This window comes from Microbacterium resistens (genome assembly GCF_031456305.1).
In the GTDB taxonomy this organism is placed as follows: domain Bacteria; phylum Actinomycetota; class Actinomycetes; order Actinomycetales; family Microbacteriaceae; genus Microbacterium; species Microbacterium resistens_A.
This window is the reverse complement of sequence record NZ_JAVDUM010000007.1, coordinates 48,318-65,542: the sequence shown is the minus strand read 5'-3', so window position 1 is coordinate 65,542 and position 17,225 is coordinate 48,318. Positions and strand designations below refer to the sequence as shown.

The 17,225-nt window shown below is 70.2% G+C and carries 13 protein-coding genes; 7 read left to right on the top strand and 6 right to left on the bottom strand.

Features of this window, described 5'->3' with window-relative positions:
- The first annotated feature begins 276 nt into the window (after positions 1 to 276).
- Both J2Y69_RS09175 and J2Y69_RS09170 read left to right on the top strand, forming a co-directional pair.
- Positions 277 to 1,350, top strand: a complete 1,074-nt coding sequence (locus tag J2Y69_RS09175) for a glycosyltransferase family 4 protein (RefSeq protein WP_310019852.1) — start codon at positions 277 to 279, stop codon at positions 1,348 to 1,350.
- Complete coding sequence (locus J2Y69_RS09170; RefSeq protein ID WP_310019850.1) at positions 1,347 to 2,690, top strand: EpsG family protein; 1,344 nt, start codon at positions 1,347 to 1,349, stop codon at positions 2,688 to 2,690. The genes J2Y69_RS09175 and J2Y69_RS09170 overlap by 4 nt, the downstream gene beginning before the upstream one ends.
- A gap of 51 nt (positions 2,691 to 2,741) precedes the next feature.
- Here J2Y69_RS09170 and J2Y69_RS09165 read toward each other — a convergent pair whose 3' ends face one another.
- The 3 genes from J2Y69_RS09165 to J2Y69_RS09155 are packed head-to-tail and all read right to left on the bottom strand — an operon-like array spanning position 2,742 to position 5,921.
- Positions 2,742 to 3,848, bottom strand: coding sequence for an acyltransferase family protein (locus J2Y69_RS09165; protein WP_310019847.1), 1,107 nt, complete (start codon positions 3,846 to 3,848; stop codon positions 2,742 to 2,744).
- A complete protein-coding gene (locus tag J2Y69_RS09160; RefSeq protein ID WP_310019846.1) occupies positions 3,845 to 4,933 on the bottom strand; it encodes a glycosyltransferase in 1,089 nt (362 codons plus the stop codon). Before J2Y69_RS09160 ends, J2Y69_RS09165 begins: the two co-directional genes overlap by 4 nt.
- A complete protein-coding gene (locus tag J2Y69_RS09155) occupies positions 4,917 to 5,921 on the bottom strand; it encodes a WaaS/CpsH family glycosyltransferase (protein WP_310019844.1) in 1,005 nt (334 codons plus the stop codon). Before J2Y69_RS09155 ends, J2Y69_RS09160 begins: the two co-directional genes overlap by 17 nt.
- Before the next feature lie 209 nt (positions 5,922 to 6,130).
- Here J2Y69_RS09155 and J2Y69_RS09150 point away from each other — a divergent pair, with 209 nt between their 5' ends.
- The gene (locus tag J2Y69_RS09150; RefSeq protein ID WP_310019842.1) at positions 6,131 to 7,267 is read left to right on the top strand and encodes an NAD-dependent epimerase/dehydratase family protein; all 1,137 of its coding nucleotides are present in this window, start codon (positions 6,131 to 6,133) and stop codon (positions 7,265 to 7,267) included.
- 12 nt (positions 7,268 to 7,279) lie between these two features.
- On the opposite strand, the gene J2Y69_RS09145 is transcribed toward J2Y69_RS09150, so the two are convergent.
- Positions 7,280 to 7,951, bottom strand: a complete 672-nt coding sequence (locus J2Y69_RS09145) for a YdcF family protein (RefSeq protein ID WP_310019840.1) — start codon at positions 7,949 to 7,951, stop codon at positions 7,280 to 7,282.
- 303 nt (positions 7,952 to 8,254) lie between these two features.
- On the opposite strand from J2Y69_RS09145, the gene J2Y69_RS09140 reads away from it, so the two are divergent.
- Positions 8,255 to 10,024, top strand: a complete 1,770-nt coding sequence (locus J2Y69_RS09140) for a DUF4012 domain-containing protein (RefSeq protein WP_310019838.1) — start codon at positions 8,255 to 8,257, stop codon at positions 10,022 to 10,024.
- 116 nt (positions 10,025 to 10,140) lie between these two features.
- Positions 10,141 to 11,712 carry an AMP-binding protein gene (locus J2Y69_RS09135; protein ID WP_310019836.1) on the top strand — a complete coding sequence of 524 codons (1,572 nt, stop codon included), beginning with the start codon at positions 10,141 to 10,143 and terminating at the stop codon, positions 11,710 to 11,712.
- Positions 11,713 to 11,891: 179 nt separating this feature from the next.
- On the opposite strand, the gene J2Y69_RS09130 is transcribed toward J2Y69_RS09135, so the two are convergent.
- Positions 11,892 to 12,341: a GtrA family protein gene (locus J2Y69_RS09130; RefSeq protein WP_310019834.1), complete on the bottom strand. Its 450-nt coding sequence runs from the start codon at positions 12,339 to 12,341 to the stop codon at positions 11,892 to 11,894.
- A gap of 66 nt (positions 12,342 to 12,407) precedes the next feature.
- On the opposite strand from J2Y69_RS09130, the gene J2Y69_RS09125 reads away from it, so the two are divergent.
- Together J2Y69_RS09125 and J2Y69_RS09120 are read left to right on the top strand one after the other, a co-directional pair.
- Positions 12,408 to 13,214 carry a glycosyltransferase family 2 protein gene (locus J2Y69_RS09125; protein WP_310019832.1) on the top strand — a complete coding sequence of 269 codons (807 nt, stop codon included), beginning with the start codon at positions 12,408 to 12,410 and terminating at the stop codon, positions 13,212 to 13,214.
- Positions 13,211 to 14,689: a hypothetical protein gene (locus tag J2Y69_RS09120; RefSeq protein ID WP_310019830.1), complete on the top strand. Its 1,479-nt coding sequence runs from the start codon at positions 13,211 to 13,213 to the stop codon at positions 14,687 to 14,689. Before J2Y69_RS09125 ends, J2Y69_RS09120 begins: the two co-directional genes overlap by 4 nt.
- 12 nt (positions 14,690 to 14,701) lie before the next feature.
- On the opposite strand, the gene J2Y69_RS09115 is transcribed toward J2Y69_RS09120, so the two are convergent.
- A complete protein-coding gene (locus J2Y69_RS09115) occupies positions 14,702 to 17,206 on the bottom strand; it encodes a bifunctional lysylphosphatidylglycerol flippase/synthetase MprF (protein WP_310019828.1) in 2,505 nt (834 codons plus the stop codon).
- Between the last annotated feature and the right edge of the window lie 19 nt (positions 17,207 to 17,225).

Below are 17,225 nucleotides of genomic sequence, written 5' to 3'. Positions count from 1 at the left end.
CCCCCGCAGATGAACGCGTCCGATCCGTCGTTCCCCGGTCGCCCGCCGCCGAGCGGCGGGACGTGATGTCCTCGACGGTGTCCTGTCGCGGACCCCGAACGGGGCCCGCCTGTGCCACAGCCAAGAGCCTATCGGCCCGTCACCGGATGCCACGGCATGCGGCGAGGTGAGGAAAGACCCTTACCGCACTGTGTCTCACCCGCCTCTACCACGTAGACTCGGACGAGCTTCTCGGTCACCCTGGGGCGCCGGGCACCCTCAGGGAGGACATCACACATGCACATCGTCTTTGTCACCGAGAGCATGGAGGCGAACTCTCTCGGGCGGACTTACTGCCTCTGGCTGCTCGCCAGGGCTCTCGGCTGGAAGACGACGGTGCTCACCACGCTCGGATCACGGGTGTGGGGGCCGCTAGCCGACAGCGAGTTCGCCAAGGACGTACAGCTCGTCTCCGAGGAGGCGTTCGTGGACGCAATCCCGGCAACGGCCGAGCTCCTCGTCGCCGTCAAGCCGCTCCCCCGCTCGCTCGGCATCGCGGCCGATGCGGCATCGCGCAGGACGCTGCCCCTGCTGGTCGACATCGACGACCCCGACCTCGAGATCCGGCAGCGGCGGGGGGAGCCTCTCATGGCGATGCTCCGCTGGCTCCGCCGGCCTGGCCGCTCCGTCGTCGACCTGCGGCTGCACCGCCTGGCACGCACCCTGCCCAGCATCGTGAGCAACCCCTGGCTCCAGTCCCGCTACGGGGGGACGCTGATACCGCACGCCCGGGAGCAGATGGCGCTCGGGGAGTTCCGCGACACCGCCGATCTGCAGGTGGCGTTCGTCGGGACACGGCACCCGCACAAGGGCGTCGATCTCCTCCGCGCGGCGATCGCGGCGGTCCAGGAGGACGAGGCGCGCACGACGCTCGTCATCACCGACGACCCCCCGGCGGACAGCGGGGCCTGGGAGTCCTGGGTCGGCAGGACCACGCTCGCCGAGGGCGTCGAGATCGCGCGCAACGCGGACGTCGTCGTGCTGCCGAGCCTGCCCAACCGGCACGCCATCGGACAGCTGCCCGTCAAGCTCGTGGACGCGATGATGCTCGGGCGGGCCGTGGTCGTCTCCGACGTCCCCCCTCTTCCCTGGGCCGTCGGCGACGCCGGAATCGTGGTCGCCGCCGATGACCCCGCCGCCCTCGCCGAGGCGCTGCGGACCCTGCGCACCCCCTCGGTCCGGCGGGACCTGGGGCTGCGCGCCCGCGAGCGCGCCGAGCAGGAGTTCTCGGTGGAGGCACTCGCCGCACGGTTCGGCGAGGCGTGCCGGCGTGCCGTGGCGGATGAGCGAGAGCCGCGCGTCGCCTCATGATCATCATCGCCCTCACCTTCATCCTCTCGACCTTCGCCATGGCGATGGCCGGCCGGAGCCACTTCCTCGGGCGCCTGTGCTGGAGCGCGATCGCCGTCGGCATGACCGCCGTCGTCGCCGGAGCACGCGATCTCGACACCGCCGTGGACATGCTCCTCTACGGCAACGGCCTCTTCCAGCGCGTCGCGGACGTGCAGGGCTTCGACACGGCGATGATGGTCGCCCGTTCCGAGATCGCCGATCCGGAGCCGGGCTACGTCTGGCTGAACTTCGCAGTCTCCCAGTTCTCGTCCGACCCCCATGCGTTCTACCTGGTGCTCTCGATCGTGACCGGGGGGCTCATCGCCATCGCGATCAACCTCCTCCGCGACTTCGGCCCCATGTGGTTCATGTGGCTCACCTATCTCTGCGCCGCGTACGTGGACAGCTTCAACCTCCTCCGCCAGAGCGTGGCGCTCGCGTTCATGCTCCTCGGCATCGCCCTCGTCATGCGGACCCGCTACTTCTGGGGACTGGCGATCGGCCTCCTCGGCATCCTCTTCCACGGAACCGCCGTCATCTTCATCCCGATGTGGGTCGCGGCCGTGCTCATCCGCCGCTACTCCCACCGCTCCCTGCGGATCGTGGTGCTGATGATCATCGCCACCGTCGCGGTCTCGGCGGGCGCCTCCTACCTCCTGGAAGCGCTCGGCGGCGCCCTCGGCGACACGAAGTACGCCTTCTATCTCCAGCAGACGAGCCTGACCGGCATCGCCCTCGGCGCCGAGACCCTGTACCGGCTCGTCCCGATCGTGATCGCCTTCATCCTCATCTTCCGCATACGCCGCGAACGGAAGCGAGCCGAGAGCGCGGAAGCCGAAAACGCAGAAGCCGAAAGTGCGGGGCTCGAGAACGCGGGGGCCGAGAACACAGGGCCCGAGAATGCAGGGGTCAAGGGCATGGAGGCCGGCGCCAGGAGAGGCGCGGTCGCCGCCCCTCTGACCCGGGGCGCCGCTCTCACCGCGACGAAGCCGCGGACGGCGGCCTCCGTCCTCACGGCCATCGTGCCGCGGAGCGCGGCGTACATCAGCATTCTCGTCACCCTCGTGTCGATGCTCGTCATCGAGCTGCTGATCCTGCCGGTGCGCGACCTCGGCTTCGGCCTCTACCGCATCCCGCTCTACTTCGGGTTCACCCGAATCCTGGGATACGGCCTCATCCTCGGGGCGTTCCGCAAGAACAAGGTGGTCGCGGGCATCTTCGGCGTCATCTTCGTCGTCGCGTTCTTCCTCTTCGTCATCGTCGGACGCGGAGGCTTCGAGTACCGCTCGGAGATGTTCGACCAGTGGCTCGCCCCGTAGCCGGGCAGCCCCCACTCAGCGGACAGCCCCGGCTCAGCACGTAGCCCCGGCTCAGCCGCCTTCGCCCGTACGCGCCGGCGACGGCGCCGGTCGGCGACGCAGGCGCAGCATCGGCTTCTCCACCCAGTACCAGCTCATCAGTGCGAGCGGGACGGTCAGGACGAGCGCCACCAGGGAGAAGGTGAAGAGGTTCAGCATGGTGAGCCCGGCGATCACCAGGATCTGCTGCACGGGGAACGCGTAGATGTACACGCCGTAGGAGATGTCGTTGCGCAGCTCCGCCCATGCGGGGTTGAAGAGCCCGCCGAGCACGATGAGCCCATAGGCCACGGCCGGCGCCTGCAGGATGTAGGCCAGCTGTCCCGGCGCCCACGCCACCGCGAGCATGATTGGGAAGGACAGGGCGACCAGGAGTCGGTTCACCCTGATCCGGTCCGCGTACTGGGCGAACAGGGAGCCTGCGAGGAAGAACACCGCGAACCGTCCCATCCGTGCGACGGCCTCGATGTTGAGCGCCGGCACGAGGGTCACGAGGTTCATCGCCACCGCGGCGGCGAACGCGGCGGGCAGGAGCCACCGGCGACGGTGCATCCCCATCAGGCCGAGGATCATCAGGCCGATGTAGCAGAGGAACTCCCACGCCAGCGTCCACAGCGAGGCGTTCCACGAGGTGAGCCACGGAACGTCGGCGGGCGAGTCGCCGATCCGCCACTGGAACATCGCCAGGGAGGCGTTCTTGACCAGATAGGTCAGCGACTCCCAGGAGAACAGCTGCGCCCCCGCATCCTTGCCCTGGAATGCGGCGCCGAGCGGCGCAAAAAGGAGCGCGGTCACGGCGAGGCAGACCCAGAACGCCGGGTAGATGCGCAGCACGCGCGCGCGGAGATAGCTTCCGACCTCCGGGCGGTTGACCCAGCTCCGATAGATCAGGAAGCCGGAGATCGCGAAGAAGCCGTTGACCGGAAGCCCGCCGATGATGTTCTGCAACGCCGGGTTCTCCGGCTTCTCCAGGCCGAGCACCGCATAGGTGTGCCAGATGATGACGCAGGCGGCGAGCACGAGGCGGATCGCGTTGAGCGAGTTGGCGCGGCCGCGCACGAAGAGCTGGGCGACCATGCCCTCTCCCCGGGTGCGCGAGGCGGCGAGTGGCGTTGTCATCGTTCCTCAGTTCCCCTCGACGAGCGGACGGCGCTCGTCTTCGATTGCAGGCTCGCGCGGATCTCCCGCGCGGTGTCCCCCCAAGTGCGCAGCGTCGCCGGCCTCGCTCGGCCCGCGGCAGCCGCGGCGCCGATCGCCTCCGCCAGCGGTGCCGCCGACGGATCGCTCACGACGATGCTGTCGCCGTGGATCTCCGAGAGCCCGCTGTCTGCGGCTGCGACCACGGGGATCCCGAAGTAGCGGGCCTCGACGACAGGCAGCCCGAAGCCCTCGTCCGAGGAGTTCAGGACGACGACGTCGGATCGTTGGAGGAGCTCCTGGTACTCCGCGTCCTCGACGAACCCGGGGAAGCGGACCAGCTCCGAGACCCCCCGCGCCGCGGCGAGCTCCGCGAGCCCCTCCTGGTAGGCGCCCTTCGCACCGAGCACCGTGAGCCGGGCCGGCGTCCCGCCGTCGCGGAGGAGGGCGATGGCCTCGATGACGGCCTCGGGCCGCTTGTTGACGAAGTGGCCGTACGTGAGCACTCGCGCGGGGCCGCCGGGTGCAGGCTCGACGCGGGGCCAGTGCCGGGGGTGGTCCCCGCCGTTGCGCACGACGAGCGAGTTCGCGCCGACGGCGAACTCCTTCGTCTCGGCGTCGGTCTTCTCCGAGATCGCGATCGCGGTCCTCACCCGCCGGAGCGAGGGGATCCACAGGCGCCGGTAGAGGCGCTGGAAGCGGCCGAACTCCTCCGGCCGACGCAGATGCCGCCAGTCGTGCACCACGGCGGCCTCACGATCGGCGTCGAACGTGAAGGCGGCGATCGGGCTCAGCGAGAGCAGCGCGTCCGCGTGCTCCCTCCGCGCGATCAGCCCGGAGCGCACGAGCTGCGTCCAGAACCGGGAGAGGATCGACTCGCCCCGCACGACCCGGGCGACGATCCGTCCGGGATGCGCGGCGGCGAGCGCGGTCACCCACTCCCCTCCGACGAGGATGAGGGTGTCCTCCGGGACCTCCTCGGCCCAGGCGGTCAGGAGCTCCCGGGCATAGAGGTTCATGCCGCCCGACGCCATCGGCGTCCCCATGACGTCAACGACGATCCGCATGGCCGTCCCCGTCCGATCGGAAGGCGTCGACGAACTCGGACACCCAGGCGTTCAGCGAGTGCTTCTCGAACCCGGCCGGGGCGGAGCCCACGGCGGGCTGCCGGGCCACGAATCGTCGCACCTCCTCGGCATCGACCTGCGCCGGGTCGCGCGGCACGATCAGCACGCGCTCATCGGAGAAGAACTCCTGGTCGCGGATCGAGTCGTTGGCCGTGATGATCGCGGCCCCCGTCGCCAGGACCTCGAAGGTCCGCATCGTGAGCCCGGTCTGCCCGGCGCGCTGGAGGTCGATGACCGTCCGCGAGCGCTGTGCGATCTCCACGACCTCCGCGCGGGAGAGGGGGACGAAGCTGATGTCCGCGCGGGGGACGGAGCGGACCTCGGGCGAGGTCAGCTTCCGCAGCGTGTAGTACCAGCGCGCGGCCATGTAGTAGAAGAGGCGCTGACGCCCGCTCGGCACCGACGCGGCGACCGCCTGGGTGAACGCGTACCGATCGCCGTGCAGCGTTCCCACGAAGGACAGGTCGAGGTCGCGCTCACCGCCGCTCGGCGTGTAGTCCGGCGCGTAGAAGAGCTCCTTGAGCTCGAATCCGGGGTTCGCGGCGACGTCCGCCGGGTCGAAGCTGAACTTCCGGTGGAAGTGGGTGAGGATGCGCTTGCCCTGCGAGCTGTTCGAGAGCGCGTCATAGGTGTAGTAGACGAAGACGGCACGGGGATGGCGGCGGGAGATCTCCGTGAGGAACCACTCGGGGGTGACCTCGCCCTTGATGACGAGCACGCCGTCGAGCGGCTCATCCCCCAGGTCCTTCAGCGCCTGGCGGAAGTGGCGCTCGACCTGCTTCTTGACCAGCGCGGGGAAGACCCGGACGACCGCACGGGCCATCGGGGAGTTCGAGGGGCGCTCGTCGAGGAAGACCGCATCGTGCCCCTGCGCCCGGAACTCGTCGATGATGGCCGACTCGTATCCGAAGAAGGCCGGCGAGACCACCAACACACGAAGCCGCGATCCCCCTCGCGCTTCCGCTCTCTCTTCTCCCACGTCACCCATCCCCCTGTTTGCCGACGCCGTACCGGCTCGATCCTACCGGCGCGGCCGAACCCGGATTGTGGCAGCTGGTCGGCGACCTACTACGCTGGAGGCTGTCTCGGGCACGATCACCATGTTCCCGATCGCAGTGACCACATTAGGGGAGTGGCATGTCTCAGCGCGTTCTGATCACAGGCGGAGCAGGTTTCATCGGAACCCGGCTGGCGCGGCGGTTCGCCGCCGCCGGCTGCACGGTCACCGTTCTCGATGCGCTCATCCCGCAGGTCCACGGCGACGACCCGGAGACGACCTCCCCGCTGCTGCAGTCGCTGGACGGCGTCGCGACCGTGCGGCGCGGCACCGTGACGTCCAAGGACGATCTGCGCGGAGCGCTGGCGGACGCCGACATCGTGATCCACCTCGCGGCCGAGACCGGCACCGGACAGTCGATGTACGAGATCGATCGGTACGCCGAGACCAATGTCGGCGGCACGGCGAAGCTGCTGGACCTGCTCGCCAACGAGCCCCACGGCGTGACCCGCATCGTGATCGCCTCCTCGCGGTCGATCTACGGCGAGGGGAGCTACCTGACCGAGGACGGCAGGACCGTGCACCCCCCTCATCGGGCCGACGCCGACATGTCCACCGGCGATTTCGCGGTGCACCTGGCCGGCGAGGGACCGCTCACGGTCATCCCGACCGACGAGGACGCGAAGATCCACCCGTCCAGCGTCTACGGCATCACGAAGCAGATGCAGGAGGCGCTGGTCATGACCGTCGCGCCCACGATCGGCATCGAGCCGGTCTCGCTGCGCTACCAGAACGTCTACGGTCCCGGGCAGTCGCTGAAGAACCCCTACACCGGCATCCTCTCGATCTTCTCGACCCTGGTCCGGCAGGGGAAGCCGATCAACGTCTTCGAGGACGGAGAGGAGTCGCGCGACTTCGTCTACATCGACGACGTCGTGGAGGCGACCTTCCTCGCCGCGACCACGCCCGCCGCGGCCGGCGAGATCATCAACGTGGGCTCCGGCGTCGCGACGACCGTGCGGGAGGTCGTCGAGGCGCTCTTCGCGGCGTACGGCACGACGGTCCCCGCGACCGTGACCGGCAACTACCGGCTCGGCGACATCCGGCACAACGTCGCGGACATCCAGCGGCTGCAGACGGTGCTCGGCTACACGCCGAAGGTGTCCTTCGCCGACGGCGTGAAGGAGTTCGCGCAGTGGGTCATGACCGAGACCATCGACGGAGACTCCTACCAGCGCTCGCTCGATGAGATGAGCAGCCGCAACCTCCTGAAGTAGCGCTGCCGCGCGTCACGCGCAGTCGGTGAGGGCGGCCTTCACGAACGCCCCCGTCTGGTATCCGTACTGGAAGACCCAGCCGAGGATCCACCCCGAGTAGAGAACGCTCACCACCCTGGCGTCCCCGTCGTAGCACCGATCGAAGATGTAGCGCGCTCGGAGCACGTGAGGCGACTCCGTGATGACGGCCACCGTCCGCCAGCCGTGAACGGCGGACAGCTGGTTCAGGAGCTCGGCCTCCCCCTTGGTCGTGAAGGTGTCGGGGATCAGGCATTCGACGCCGATACGGCGGCACGCCCCCGTCTCCTCCATCGAATGCTGGCCGTCGGGGGCGATGGAGATGACGATCGGCGCCTGGCCGTTCGCGGCCGAGATCTCATACGCGCGGTCGATGCGGTTGCCGGTCGGCGGACCGAGCACCAGGACCGCGTCGACCCCGTCCGTCTCATCGCTCGGGGGGAGCACGAAGATGGGAACCCCCGCCAGCGCGATGAGGAGCACGATCCCCGACAGCCATGCCGAGACCCGGACCGCGATCCTCTTCCATCGGCGCCCGCTCGTGCGATCGCCCTGGACGCCGCTCCCGATGCCGATGATGCCCCCTGGGTACTCGCTGCTGACTGCTCTGCCCCGGCGTCGATGACGGCACTCAGATCGGTACCAGGATACGGGACGGCTCTTCACAGAAGCGCCCCATACACTCGACGGGTGACGACTCACCCCGATCCCGAGCACGCGGGCGATCCGGCAGGCGGCCGGCCGGCCGGCGACGAAGACCTTCGAGCGCTGTTCGACAGCGCCGACGCCGCCCCGAAGGCCGATCGCGCGTCGAGTCGCAGCGGCGGCTCCGCCGGCGGGTCTGGTGGATCACGCGGGTCCGGCGGATCACGCGGGACGGGTGGGTCAGGCAGATCGAGCGGGTCCGGTGGATCCGGCGGATCGGGTTCGGGACGCTCGCGGCACCGTCGGCGCAGGCGTCGGCCGCTGATGAAGAGCGCCCGATTCTGGGTGCCGGTCTCTGTGGGCCTGGTGCTGATCGGCGTGCTGGTCGGCGGAGGCTTCGTCGCCAAGCACCTCTACGACCAGGCCATGTCCGCGAAAGGCGATCTGGAGCAGGCCTTCCCGCTGGTCACCGAGGTGGAGAAGAGCATGCTCGCCGGCGACGTGCCGAGCGCGCAGGCGACGGCGGCCAGGATCGCCGCGCTGACCACATCCGCGGCGAAGAAGACCGACACTCCCCTCTGGCACGGCGTCGAGTGGGTGCCCTTCGCCGGTCCGAACCTGGCCGCCGTGCGGATCGCCGCCGACTCCGCCGACACCCTCGCCACCGACGTCCTGACGCCGCTGACCTCGGTCAGCCTCGACGCCCTGCTCCCCAAGGACGGGGCCTTCGACACGGCGCAGCTCGACTCCCTCGCCACTCTGGTGGGGAATGCCTCGCAGAGGATCGAAGGGGTCCGCACCGATCTCGGGACCATCGACCAGGGAGCGCTCATCCCGCAGGTCTCCACCGGCGTCAGCTCCCTGACGGCCGCGCTGGACAAGATCGACCCTTATCTGACGCCCGTGCACAACGCGCTGACCCTCCTGCCGAAGGCGCTCGGCGCCGAGACCCCGAGGAACTACCTGCTGCTGTTCCAGAACAACGCCGAATCCCGCGGAACCGGCGGAAACCCGGCCTCGATCGCGATGCTCACCGCCGATCACGGCGCGATCTCGATGACCCAGCAGGCCTCGTCCCAGGACTTCACCAACGGCCGTCCCGCGCCGATCATCCCGCTGGATCCGCAGACCGAGGCGCTGTACGGGACCAAGATCGCCCGCTACATCCAGGACACGACGCTGTCGCCCGACTTCGGCGAGACCGCGGCGATCGTACGGGCGTTCTGGGCCGAGTCCTACGGGACGCCGATCGACGCCGTCGCCTCGATCGACCCGGTCGCGCTGGCATACATCCTGCAGGCGATCGGCCCGGTGCAGCTCCCGACCGGCGAGACGCTCACCGCCGACAACGCGATCCCCCTCCTCCTCAACGAGGTCTACACCCTGTACCCCGAGCCGGCGGATCAGGACGTCTTCTTCGCCGGGGCTGCCGGCGCGGTCTTCAACGCCCTCCTGCACCAGACGACGGACCCGAAGGCGCTGCTCGACGTCCTCGCGAAGGCGGCGGGCGAAGGCCGCCTCCTCTACTCGCCGAGCGATCCGGCCGAGGCCGCGATCATCGCGGGCTCGCCGGTCAGCGGAACCCTCCCCGACTCCAACGCGGACGCGACGGCGATGGGCGTCTACGTCAACGACGTCACCGAGGGCAAGCTCGACTACTACATGCAGCTGGACATCGCGGCCGACAGCACCCAGTGCCAGGCCGGCACCGAGGCGCCGACCTTCGGCATCACCGCGACGCTGACGAACACCCTCACCCCGGAGCAGGCCCCTGGCCTTGCCCCCTACGTCTCGCCGGGGCGCTTCTACACCAAGGGCACGGTGGCCACCGATCTCGTGCTCTATGGACCGATCGGGGCCGAGGCCACCGCCGTCACGGTGAACGGGAACCCGGTGGAGTTCTCCACGCTGCCGCACCTCGGACGCACCGCCCTCAAGGTGAACCTGGAGACCCCGCCGGGGCAATCGGCGCAGGTGGGCGTGACCTATCAGGGCGGGAACGGCGCCTATGGGCCGCTCGAGGTCAGGCACACGCCGATGGTGCGGGCGACCCCGGTCGCGCTCACCGCCGAGGGCTGCGGCGCGAAGGGCTGACGACCGGGACGGATCTTCGATCAAGGGGTGGGACTGCGTCCCATCTTGTGCGACACTGAATCGCACGCTGACGACGCCGGGCACCCGACCCGACCGCCACGATCGAAGGAGATCCAATGGTCCGCAGTCCGTTCCCCGACATCGAGATCCCGAACGTCTCGGTCCATGAGTACCTCTTCGGGGGCCTCGACGCCGATCGGCTCGACTCGATCGCCTTGATCGACGGCACGAACGGCGCCGAGACCACCTATCGGCAGCTCCTCGGTCAGATCGACCTCTTCGCCGGGGCCCTCGCCGCGCGGGGGGTCGGCGTCGGGACCGTCATCGGCGTGCTCTGCCCCAACATCCCCGCCTTCGCCACGGTGTTCCATGGGATCCTGCGGGCCGGCGCCACCGCCACCACCATCAACTCCCTCTACACCGCCGATGAGATCGCCGCCCAGCTCACCGATGCCGACGCCGGCTGGCTCATCACCGTGAGCCCCCTCCTCGCGGGCGCGAAGGCCGCCGCCGCGCAGCGGGGCATCCCGGACGATCACATCATCGTGCTCGACGGTGCCGAGGGCCACCCGTCGCTCCCCGCCCTCCTCGGCGAGGGGCACTCCGCCCCCGACGTGACCTTCGACCCGGCCACGCACATCGCCGTGCTCCCCTACTCCTCCGGCACGACCGGCCGCCCCAAGGGCGTGATGCTCACGCACCGCAACCTCGTGGCGAACGTCGCCCAGTGCCGTGCGACCATCGCCCTCGTGGACGATGACCGCGTGCTCGCCGTGCTCCCCTTCTTCCACATCTACGGCATGACCGTGCTGCTGAACTTCGCACTGCGCCAGCGGGCGGCCCTCGTGACGATGCCGAAGTTCGATCTGCCCGAGTTCCTGCGCATCGTGTCCGAGCACCGCATCACCTGGGTGTTCATCGCTCCCCCCATCGCGGTCGCCCTGGCGAAGCACCCGATCATCGACCAGTACGATCTCTCCTCGATCAAGGTCGTCTTCTCCGGCGCGGCGCCGCTCGACGGAGCCCTTGCCCGGGCCGTCGCCCAGCGCCTGGACTGCACCGTCTGCCAGGGCTACGGCATGACCGAGACCAGCCCCGTCGTCCACGCGATCCCCTACGACCGGGACGACATCGACCGCGCCACCATCGGCGTGCTGCTCGCCAACACCGAGGCGAGGATCCTCGGCGAGGACGGGGTCGACGTGGAGCTTCCGGCCGACGGCGTCAGCGGCCCCGGCGAGCTGCTGATCCGCGGACCGCAGGTGATGACCGGCTACCTCAACCGTCCGGACGCGACGGCCGAGATGCTCGACGCGGACGGCTGGCTGCACACCGGCGACGTCGCCACCGTCACCTCCGACGGCATCTTCCGCATCGTCGACCGCCTGAAGGAGCTCATCAAGTACAAGGGCTACCAGGTCGCCCCGGCCGTGCTCGAGGCCGTGCTGCTGGAGCACCCCTCGATCGCGGACGCGGCCGTCGTCGGCACGCTCGACGCCGACGGTCAGGAGGTCCCCAAGGCCTTCGTGGTCCTGCAGCCGGGGGCGAAGCTCGACGCCGACGGCGTCATGGCGCACGTGACGGCCCACGTCGCTCCCCACGAGAAGGTGCGCGTCGTGGAGTTCATCGACGTGATCCCGAAGTCGACGTCCGGCAAGATCCTCCGCAAGGACCTCAGGGCCCGCTGACCGCCCTCTCCCGCCATCCCGCCCGAAACGGATGGCGCCTGCACGACACGGATGGCTGGAGTTCCCCCGCCGGGCGGCGACCTGGGCCGCAGACGTCCCGCCGGACGGGGGATCTCCCGCCATCCGGCCGAGGCAGGGGCGGGCAGGGCGGGGCGGGTCCGTCAGGAACGGGCCGGGGGTCAGCGCTCGGCGGAGCGCGCCGGGCGGAACACCACGCCGTGGTACAGCACGAAGCGGATGACCACGACGATCCCGATGCTGGCCAGGTTCACGATGTTGACGACCGCGGCCCCCGGGTCGTGACCGAGGACGGCCCGCGCGCCCTCGACCCCGAGCCACACGAGCGCTGCCCCGAAGAGCGTGCAGGCGAGGTTCGTGCCGAGGAACAGGACGATCTCCGACGTGCGCCCCCGGCGGTCGCGGTGGCGGAACGCCCACTCGCGGTTGCCGAAGTACGCGTTGACGAGCGCGACGAGCGACGCCGCGATCTTGGCGATGACGAAGTCCCACCCGAGGGCGTAGACGAGGAAGTTGAAGACGCCGATCTCGATGAGGGTGCTGATGCCGCCGATGATGAGGAAGCGGCCGCCGACCCCTGCGATCCGACGCATGCGAGAGCGACGATCCATGACTCCACTAGACTACCGTGACGGTGCGCCATGCCCCGTCTCCATCGACCACCGACTGAGGATCCCGTGCGCTTTTCCCACCTCGTGGTCGTGATGCCGGCCTATAACGAAGCCGAGGGCATCGGCGGTTTCATCGCCGAGCTGCGCGACGCTCTCGCCCCCCTTGCCGACCAGCTGACCATCGTCGTCGCCGACGACCGCTCCACGGACGACACGGCCACGGTCCTCGCCGAGATCCCCGGCGTCCTGGTCGAGACCCAGCCGGCCAACCGCGGCCACGGCCCCACGGCCCTTGCCGCCTATCGCGCGGGCCTTGCTCTCTCCCCCGACGCCCTCGTGCACGTCGACGGCGACGGGCAGTTCCTCGGCGCCGACCTCGCCGCCGTCGCCCGCGCCCTCGGCAGCACCGGGGCGGATGTCGTCCACGGCGTCCGCGGCGGACGGACGGACCCCTGGTTCCGCAAGACGCTGACCGGCGCCGTCCGGCTGCTGATCGCCGCCGCGTCCGGCCGCGGCATCCCCGACGTGAACACGCCGTTGCGCGCCTACCGGCCCGAGGTCGTACGGGCGCTCCTCGCCGTGGTGCCGGAGGACTCCCTCGTCCCCCACGTGCACTTCTCCCTCGCCGAGGTCCGCGCGGGCTTCACCGTCCGCTATGTCCGGGTGCGCAGCATCCCGCGCCGCGGCGAATCCGCCACCGGGACGATGTGGGGTCGCGCCTCCCGCCTCGCGCTGCCGCCGCGCCGGCTCCGCGCCTTCGCGCGCGACGCCCTGCGCGAGGCGTGGGCGTGGTCGCTCCGCCCCGGCGCGCCGCTCCGCGGATTCCGCGCCGCGGGAGCGGGAGCGGGATCGACGGAGACGTCCGGATCATGAGCAGCCGCCTCGCCGCCATCCTGTTCTGGGGCGCGACGGGCGCGCTCCTCATCGCGAACCTGATCGTCGCGTGGCACAGCCTGACCGCGATCCGGTTCTGGGAGGACGAGGCGTTCAACCTCACGGTCCCCCGCAATCTCCTCGCCGGCCTCGGCTACGCCAGCGACGGGGCGCTGTCCGGCTCGTCGATCACGCTCTTCGACGCCCGCATCTCCACCGGCCCCGTCGTGCTGCTCCCCGTCGCCGCGCTGCTTGCCGCGGGGATCGACCCCGTGACCGCCGCGCGCCTGGTCCCCCTCGCATATTGGGCACTGCTCCTGGTCGGCCTGTGGGTCCTCGGCCGCCGTGTCGCGGGACGCTGGGGCGCGCTCGTCGCCGCCGCCCTGCCGCTCGCCTTCAACGCCGCGCAGAGCATCTCACCGATCCAGGGGCCGGCCGACCTCCTCGGCGAGATCCCGGCGGCGGCGCTCATCGTCTGGGCGCTCGTCGTCCTCCCCCGCCGCGCCTGGCTCGCCGGCCTGCTCGTCGGTCTCGCGATCCAGGCGAAGCTGATCGCCCTGCTCGCCCTCCCCGCGTTCGCCGTGGCGCTGATCATCCTCGCCCCTGGCGACCGGTTCCTCCCCCGACTCGGAAACGCACTGCGTCGGGCGATCCTGCCGCTCGTCCTCGTCGCCGCACCGACCGCGGCGATGGAGGCGGTGACCTTCTTCTCCCTCGGCCCCGCCGGGTTCCGCGAGCACCTGAAGAGCGTCCGTGACTTCGTCCTCAGCGGCGGACAGCACGTCGAGCCGACGACGATCCCGCAGAAGCTGCAGACCCTGGCCGAGTCCTGGTTCGTCCCCTCCTGGGCGATCGTCGCCGCACTCCTGCTCCTGGTCGCTGCCGGCGTCGTCGCCGCGCGATCGTCCCGTCTCTGGCGGGATCCGAGCCTCCTGGCCCTGACCGCGGCGAGCGCGATCGGCCTGCTCACCTTCGTCGGCTGGTGGGCCCAGGCCGCGCACACCCCGCTGTGGGTCAGGCACCCCTCGATCGGCGTCCTCGCCTTCACCCCCGTCCTCGCCGCGCTCGGCGTCCGCGCCGTGCAGGCGCTGTGGCGTCGCACGCCGGAGAGCCTGAGGACGTCCGTCCCGCTGCGGGTCGCGGCCGTCGTCGCCGGCCTCGCGGTCGCCGCGCCGATCGCCGTCGGCGGCCTCGCCCACACGGCCGGCGCGATCGTCCCGACGGGCGCCGAGACCCTCGATGGACAGCGCGCACAGGCCGCCGCCCTGCTGGCCGGGATGGGCGACCGCGACAGGACCTGGATCGCGGCGAGCCCCTGGGGCGCGGCCGTCCCGATCGTGGTCCTCATGGGCTCCCACGTGGGTCTCGACGATGCGACGACGATGCAGTCCGTGGTCCGCCTGACGACCCTCCCGTGCCCGGGCGGCGCGAGCATCACCGATGCCGGCTCCTACCGGATCTGCCCGGCGCCGTAACGCCGCGCCCGCTTAGGTCAGCGTCTTCACGAGCGCGATGTACTCCTTCGGGGAGACCTCGGGGAGATAGGCGTTGCCGATGGCGAGGCCGATCGTCGCCAGCTGGGCGGGATCCGCGTACGCCATGTAGATCGTCTGGTACTCCGGGTTGAACTTGCTCTTGAACCGGAACAGGGACGTGAAGCCGTAGGCGGGCTCGAGCACCTTGCCGAGCCAGGAGAGCAGACGGGTCATGACCGTCGGGTCCGGTGCCGCCTCGCCCGGGGCGAGCGGCTTCTCGGCGAGCGGGGCGCCGGACAGGCTCATCACCTCGACGCCCTGCTCCTTCATCCGGAACGCCGCAGAGGCGATCACGAACTCCATGATCCCGGAGGTCGACTCGTCACCGCGGCGCATGAAGTCGATGGTCCAGCCGGTGACCTTCCCGTCGCTCCAGCTGGGGAGCCAGCTCGTGATGGCCTGCAGCCCGCCGTCCTTGCCGAAGGCGAGGTAGAGCGCGACCTCGGGGTCCTTGAGCTCCTCCATGCCGCCGAGGGTGAACCCCATCTCGGGGAGCTCCTTCTCCGACACCCACTGCTCGCTGATCGCGCTGATGTCGGCGGCGATCGATGCGGGCAGGTCGTCCCAGGTCGACCAGAGGGTCGTGATGCCCTCGCGCTCGCCCTTGTTGTACGCCTGACGGACCTTCGCCCACGGCTTCCCGGCGAGCTCGAAGTTCGACAGCGGGATGACCGTCTCCTCGCCGACCGACATGTACTGCCAGCCGAAGCCCTGGAAGACCGGCAGGTGCTTCTCGTGGAAGCTGTAGAACACCGGCGTCCAGCCCTGGCTGTCGCAGTGGTCGACGAACCCGCGGATGGTCGCCGCCGCGTGCTCGTCGGCGCAGACCGGATCCGACATGGTCAGGGCGACGCCGTTGATCACGCGATAGGCGATCGCGCCCGTCCCGTCGGCGGAGAACCAGTAGTCGTTGCCGGGCCAGGTGCCCATGAACCCGAGGGTCCCGCCGCCGCCGGTGCGCAGCAGCTCGCGGAAGCGCGCCTCGGACTCCGGGTTACGGTGCACGATCGTCGCGCGGTAGAGCATCAGCATCGCGATGATGAAGACGACCCAGAAGATCACGCCGACCCACTGATGGGCGAACAGCGCCACCCCTTCCAGCGGGGCGACCGGCGTCGGGACGGGCTGGAGGAGGCCTGCGGGGAGGAACCGGCGCAGCGCGTCCAGCAGATCGTCGCCGGGCTCGACGGGGATCAGGAACACGTCGTCCGGCGAGAGCATCACGATCAGGACGTACGCGCCGGCGAGGATCACGAAGGCGGCCCCGACGATGAGGGCGAAGCGCAGGACCGCCGCGCGCGGGGCGCGCACGCGGAACCGGTGCCGGGTGATCACCAGGAGGACGATCACGGACACGGGGACCAGGACCGCGACGACGGCCCAGATGACGTACTCGACGCCGATGGCCTGCACGGTCTCGACGTTGAAGAGCTCTCCGGCGCCCAGGCTCACCGCGGTCACGACGCCGATGGCGGCGTTGACGGCGATCGCGAGGATCCATGCCGCGTGCCGGCCGACGCGGAGCCCCCAGGCGGCGATGAGGCTCAGCAGGAGAGGCATGAGGCTCAGCAGGAAGGGCCCGGGGCCGTCGGTGAGGGCGCGGGCGACGTCCGAGGTGCAGCGGTCGGTGAACTCCGCCGCGCAGCGGTCGAAGATCTCATTGGCGTCGACGCCCTGGAAGCCGGCGACGACGAGCGCGAGCGGACCGTTGGCGACTCCCGAGAGCAGGACGATGAGCGGACCGAGCCCGGTGACCGCCACCATGGCCGCCACGATCGTCCTCGTCTCCCCGTAGGAGCTGCGGTGCCAGGCGGCGTGGGGGACATCCCTGGCCAGGATGAGGCCGAGCACGATGCCGAGCACGGCGGAGACGAGCCGGTAGAGGCTGTCGGCGTCGCCTGCGTAGAGGGTGAACATGAGGATCACGGCGAAGCCGATGATCCGGATCCGGCGACGGAAGAGCGCGGGGGCGAACGCGCTGCCCGCCATGATCACGCCGACCACTCCCGCGGCGGGGTCGAGCACGAACCCGCTCTCCAGCGTGAGCCCCCACAGCAGGTCGCCGGAGCTGAGGAGCGCCTCGACGCCGATGCCGATCAGGACCCCGAGGACACCGGTCACGACGAAGGCGAGGATGCTCCGCACCGTCCCGAGCATCCGCTCCGCGTACGCCATCACCGTGAGGATCAGGGCGATCGTGAGCACCGCCTCGACCGCAGAGTCCGGCACGAGGAGCGCCGTGAGCGGCGTCCACCACGCCCCGGCATCGATCGTCGTGAGCGGGCTCGCGGCCAGGTCGAACGGCACGTTGCCCCACAGTGTCCCGAACCCAACCCCGGTCCCCAGCAGCACCAGGCTCAGCGCGACGGAGAACGGATGGGTCCGCAGATAGCGGACGATCGCGGCGGGGCGCGCGACCTTGGTCCCCGGCTCGGCGGTGGGAGCGTCGGTGGTCATGATGGCCTTTCGTCTGGAA

What these genes read in the sequence shown, in the direction of transcription:
- J2Y69_RS09130 (WP_310019834.1), bottom strand. Translation starts at nt 12,341, where the DNA reads ATGGATCGTCGCTCTCGCATGCGTCGGATCGCAGGGGTCGGCGGCCGC.
- J2Y69_RS09115 (WP_310019828.1), bottom strand. Translation starts at nt 17,206, where the DNA reads ATGACCACCGACGCTCCCACCGCCGAGCCGGGGACCAAGGTCGCGCGC.
- J2Y69_RS09160 (WP_310019846.1), bottom strand. Translation starts at nt 4,933, where the DNA reads ATGCGGATCGTCGTTGACGTCATGGGGACGCCGATGGCGTCGGGCGGC.
- J2Y69_RS09150 (WP_310019842.1), top strand. Translation starts at nt 6,131, where the DNA reads ATGTCTCAGCGCGTTCTGATCACAGGCGGAGCAGGTTTCATCGGAACC.
- J2Y69_RS09140 (WP_310019838.1), top strand. Translation starts at nt 8,255, where the DNA reads ATGAAGAGCGCCCGATTCTGGGTGCCGGTCTCTGTGGGCCTGGTGCTG.
- J2Y69_RS09135 (WP_310019836.1), top strand. Translation starts at nt 10,141, where the DNA reads ATGGTCCGCAGTCCGTTCCCCGACATCGAGATCCCGAACGTCTCGGTC.
- J2Y69_RS09170 (WP_310019850.1), top strand. Translation starts at nt 1,347, where the DNA reads ATGATCATCATCGCCCTCACCTTCATCCTCTCGACCTTCGCCATGGCG.
- J2Y69_RS09175 (WP_310019852.1), top strand. Translation starts at nt 277, where the DNA reads ATGCACATCGTCTTTGTCACCGAGAGCATGGAGGCGAACTCTCTCGGG.
- J2Y69_RS09165 (WP_310019847.1), bottom strand. Translation starts at nt 3,848, where the DNA reads ATGACAACGCCACTCGCCGCCTCGCGCACCCGGGGAGAGGGCATGGTC.
- J2Y69_RS09120 (WP_310019830.1), top strand. Translation starts at nt 13,211, where the DNA reads ATGAGCAGCCGCCTCGCCGCCATCCTGTTCTGGGGCGCGACGGGCGCG.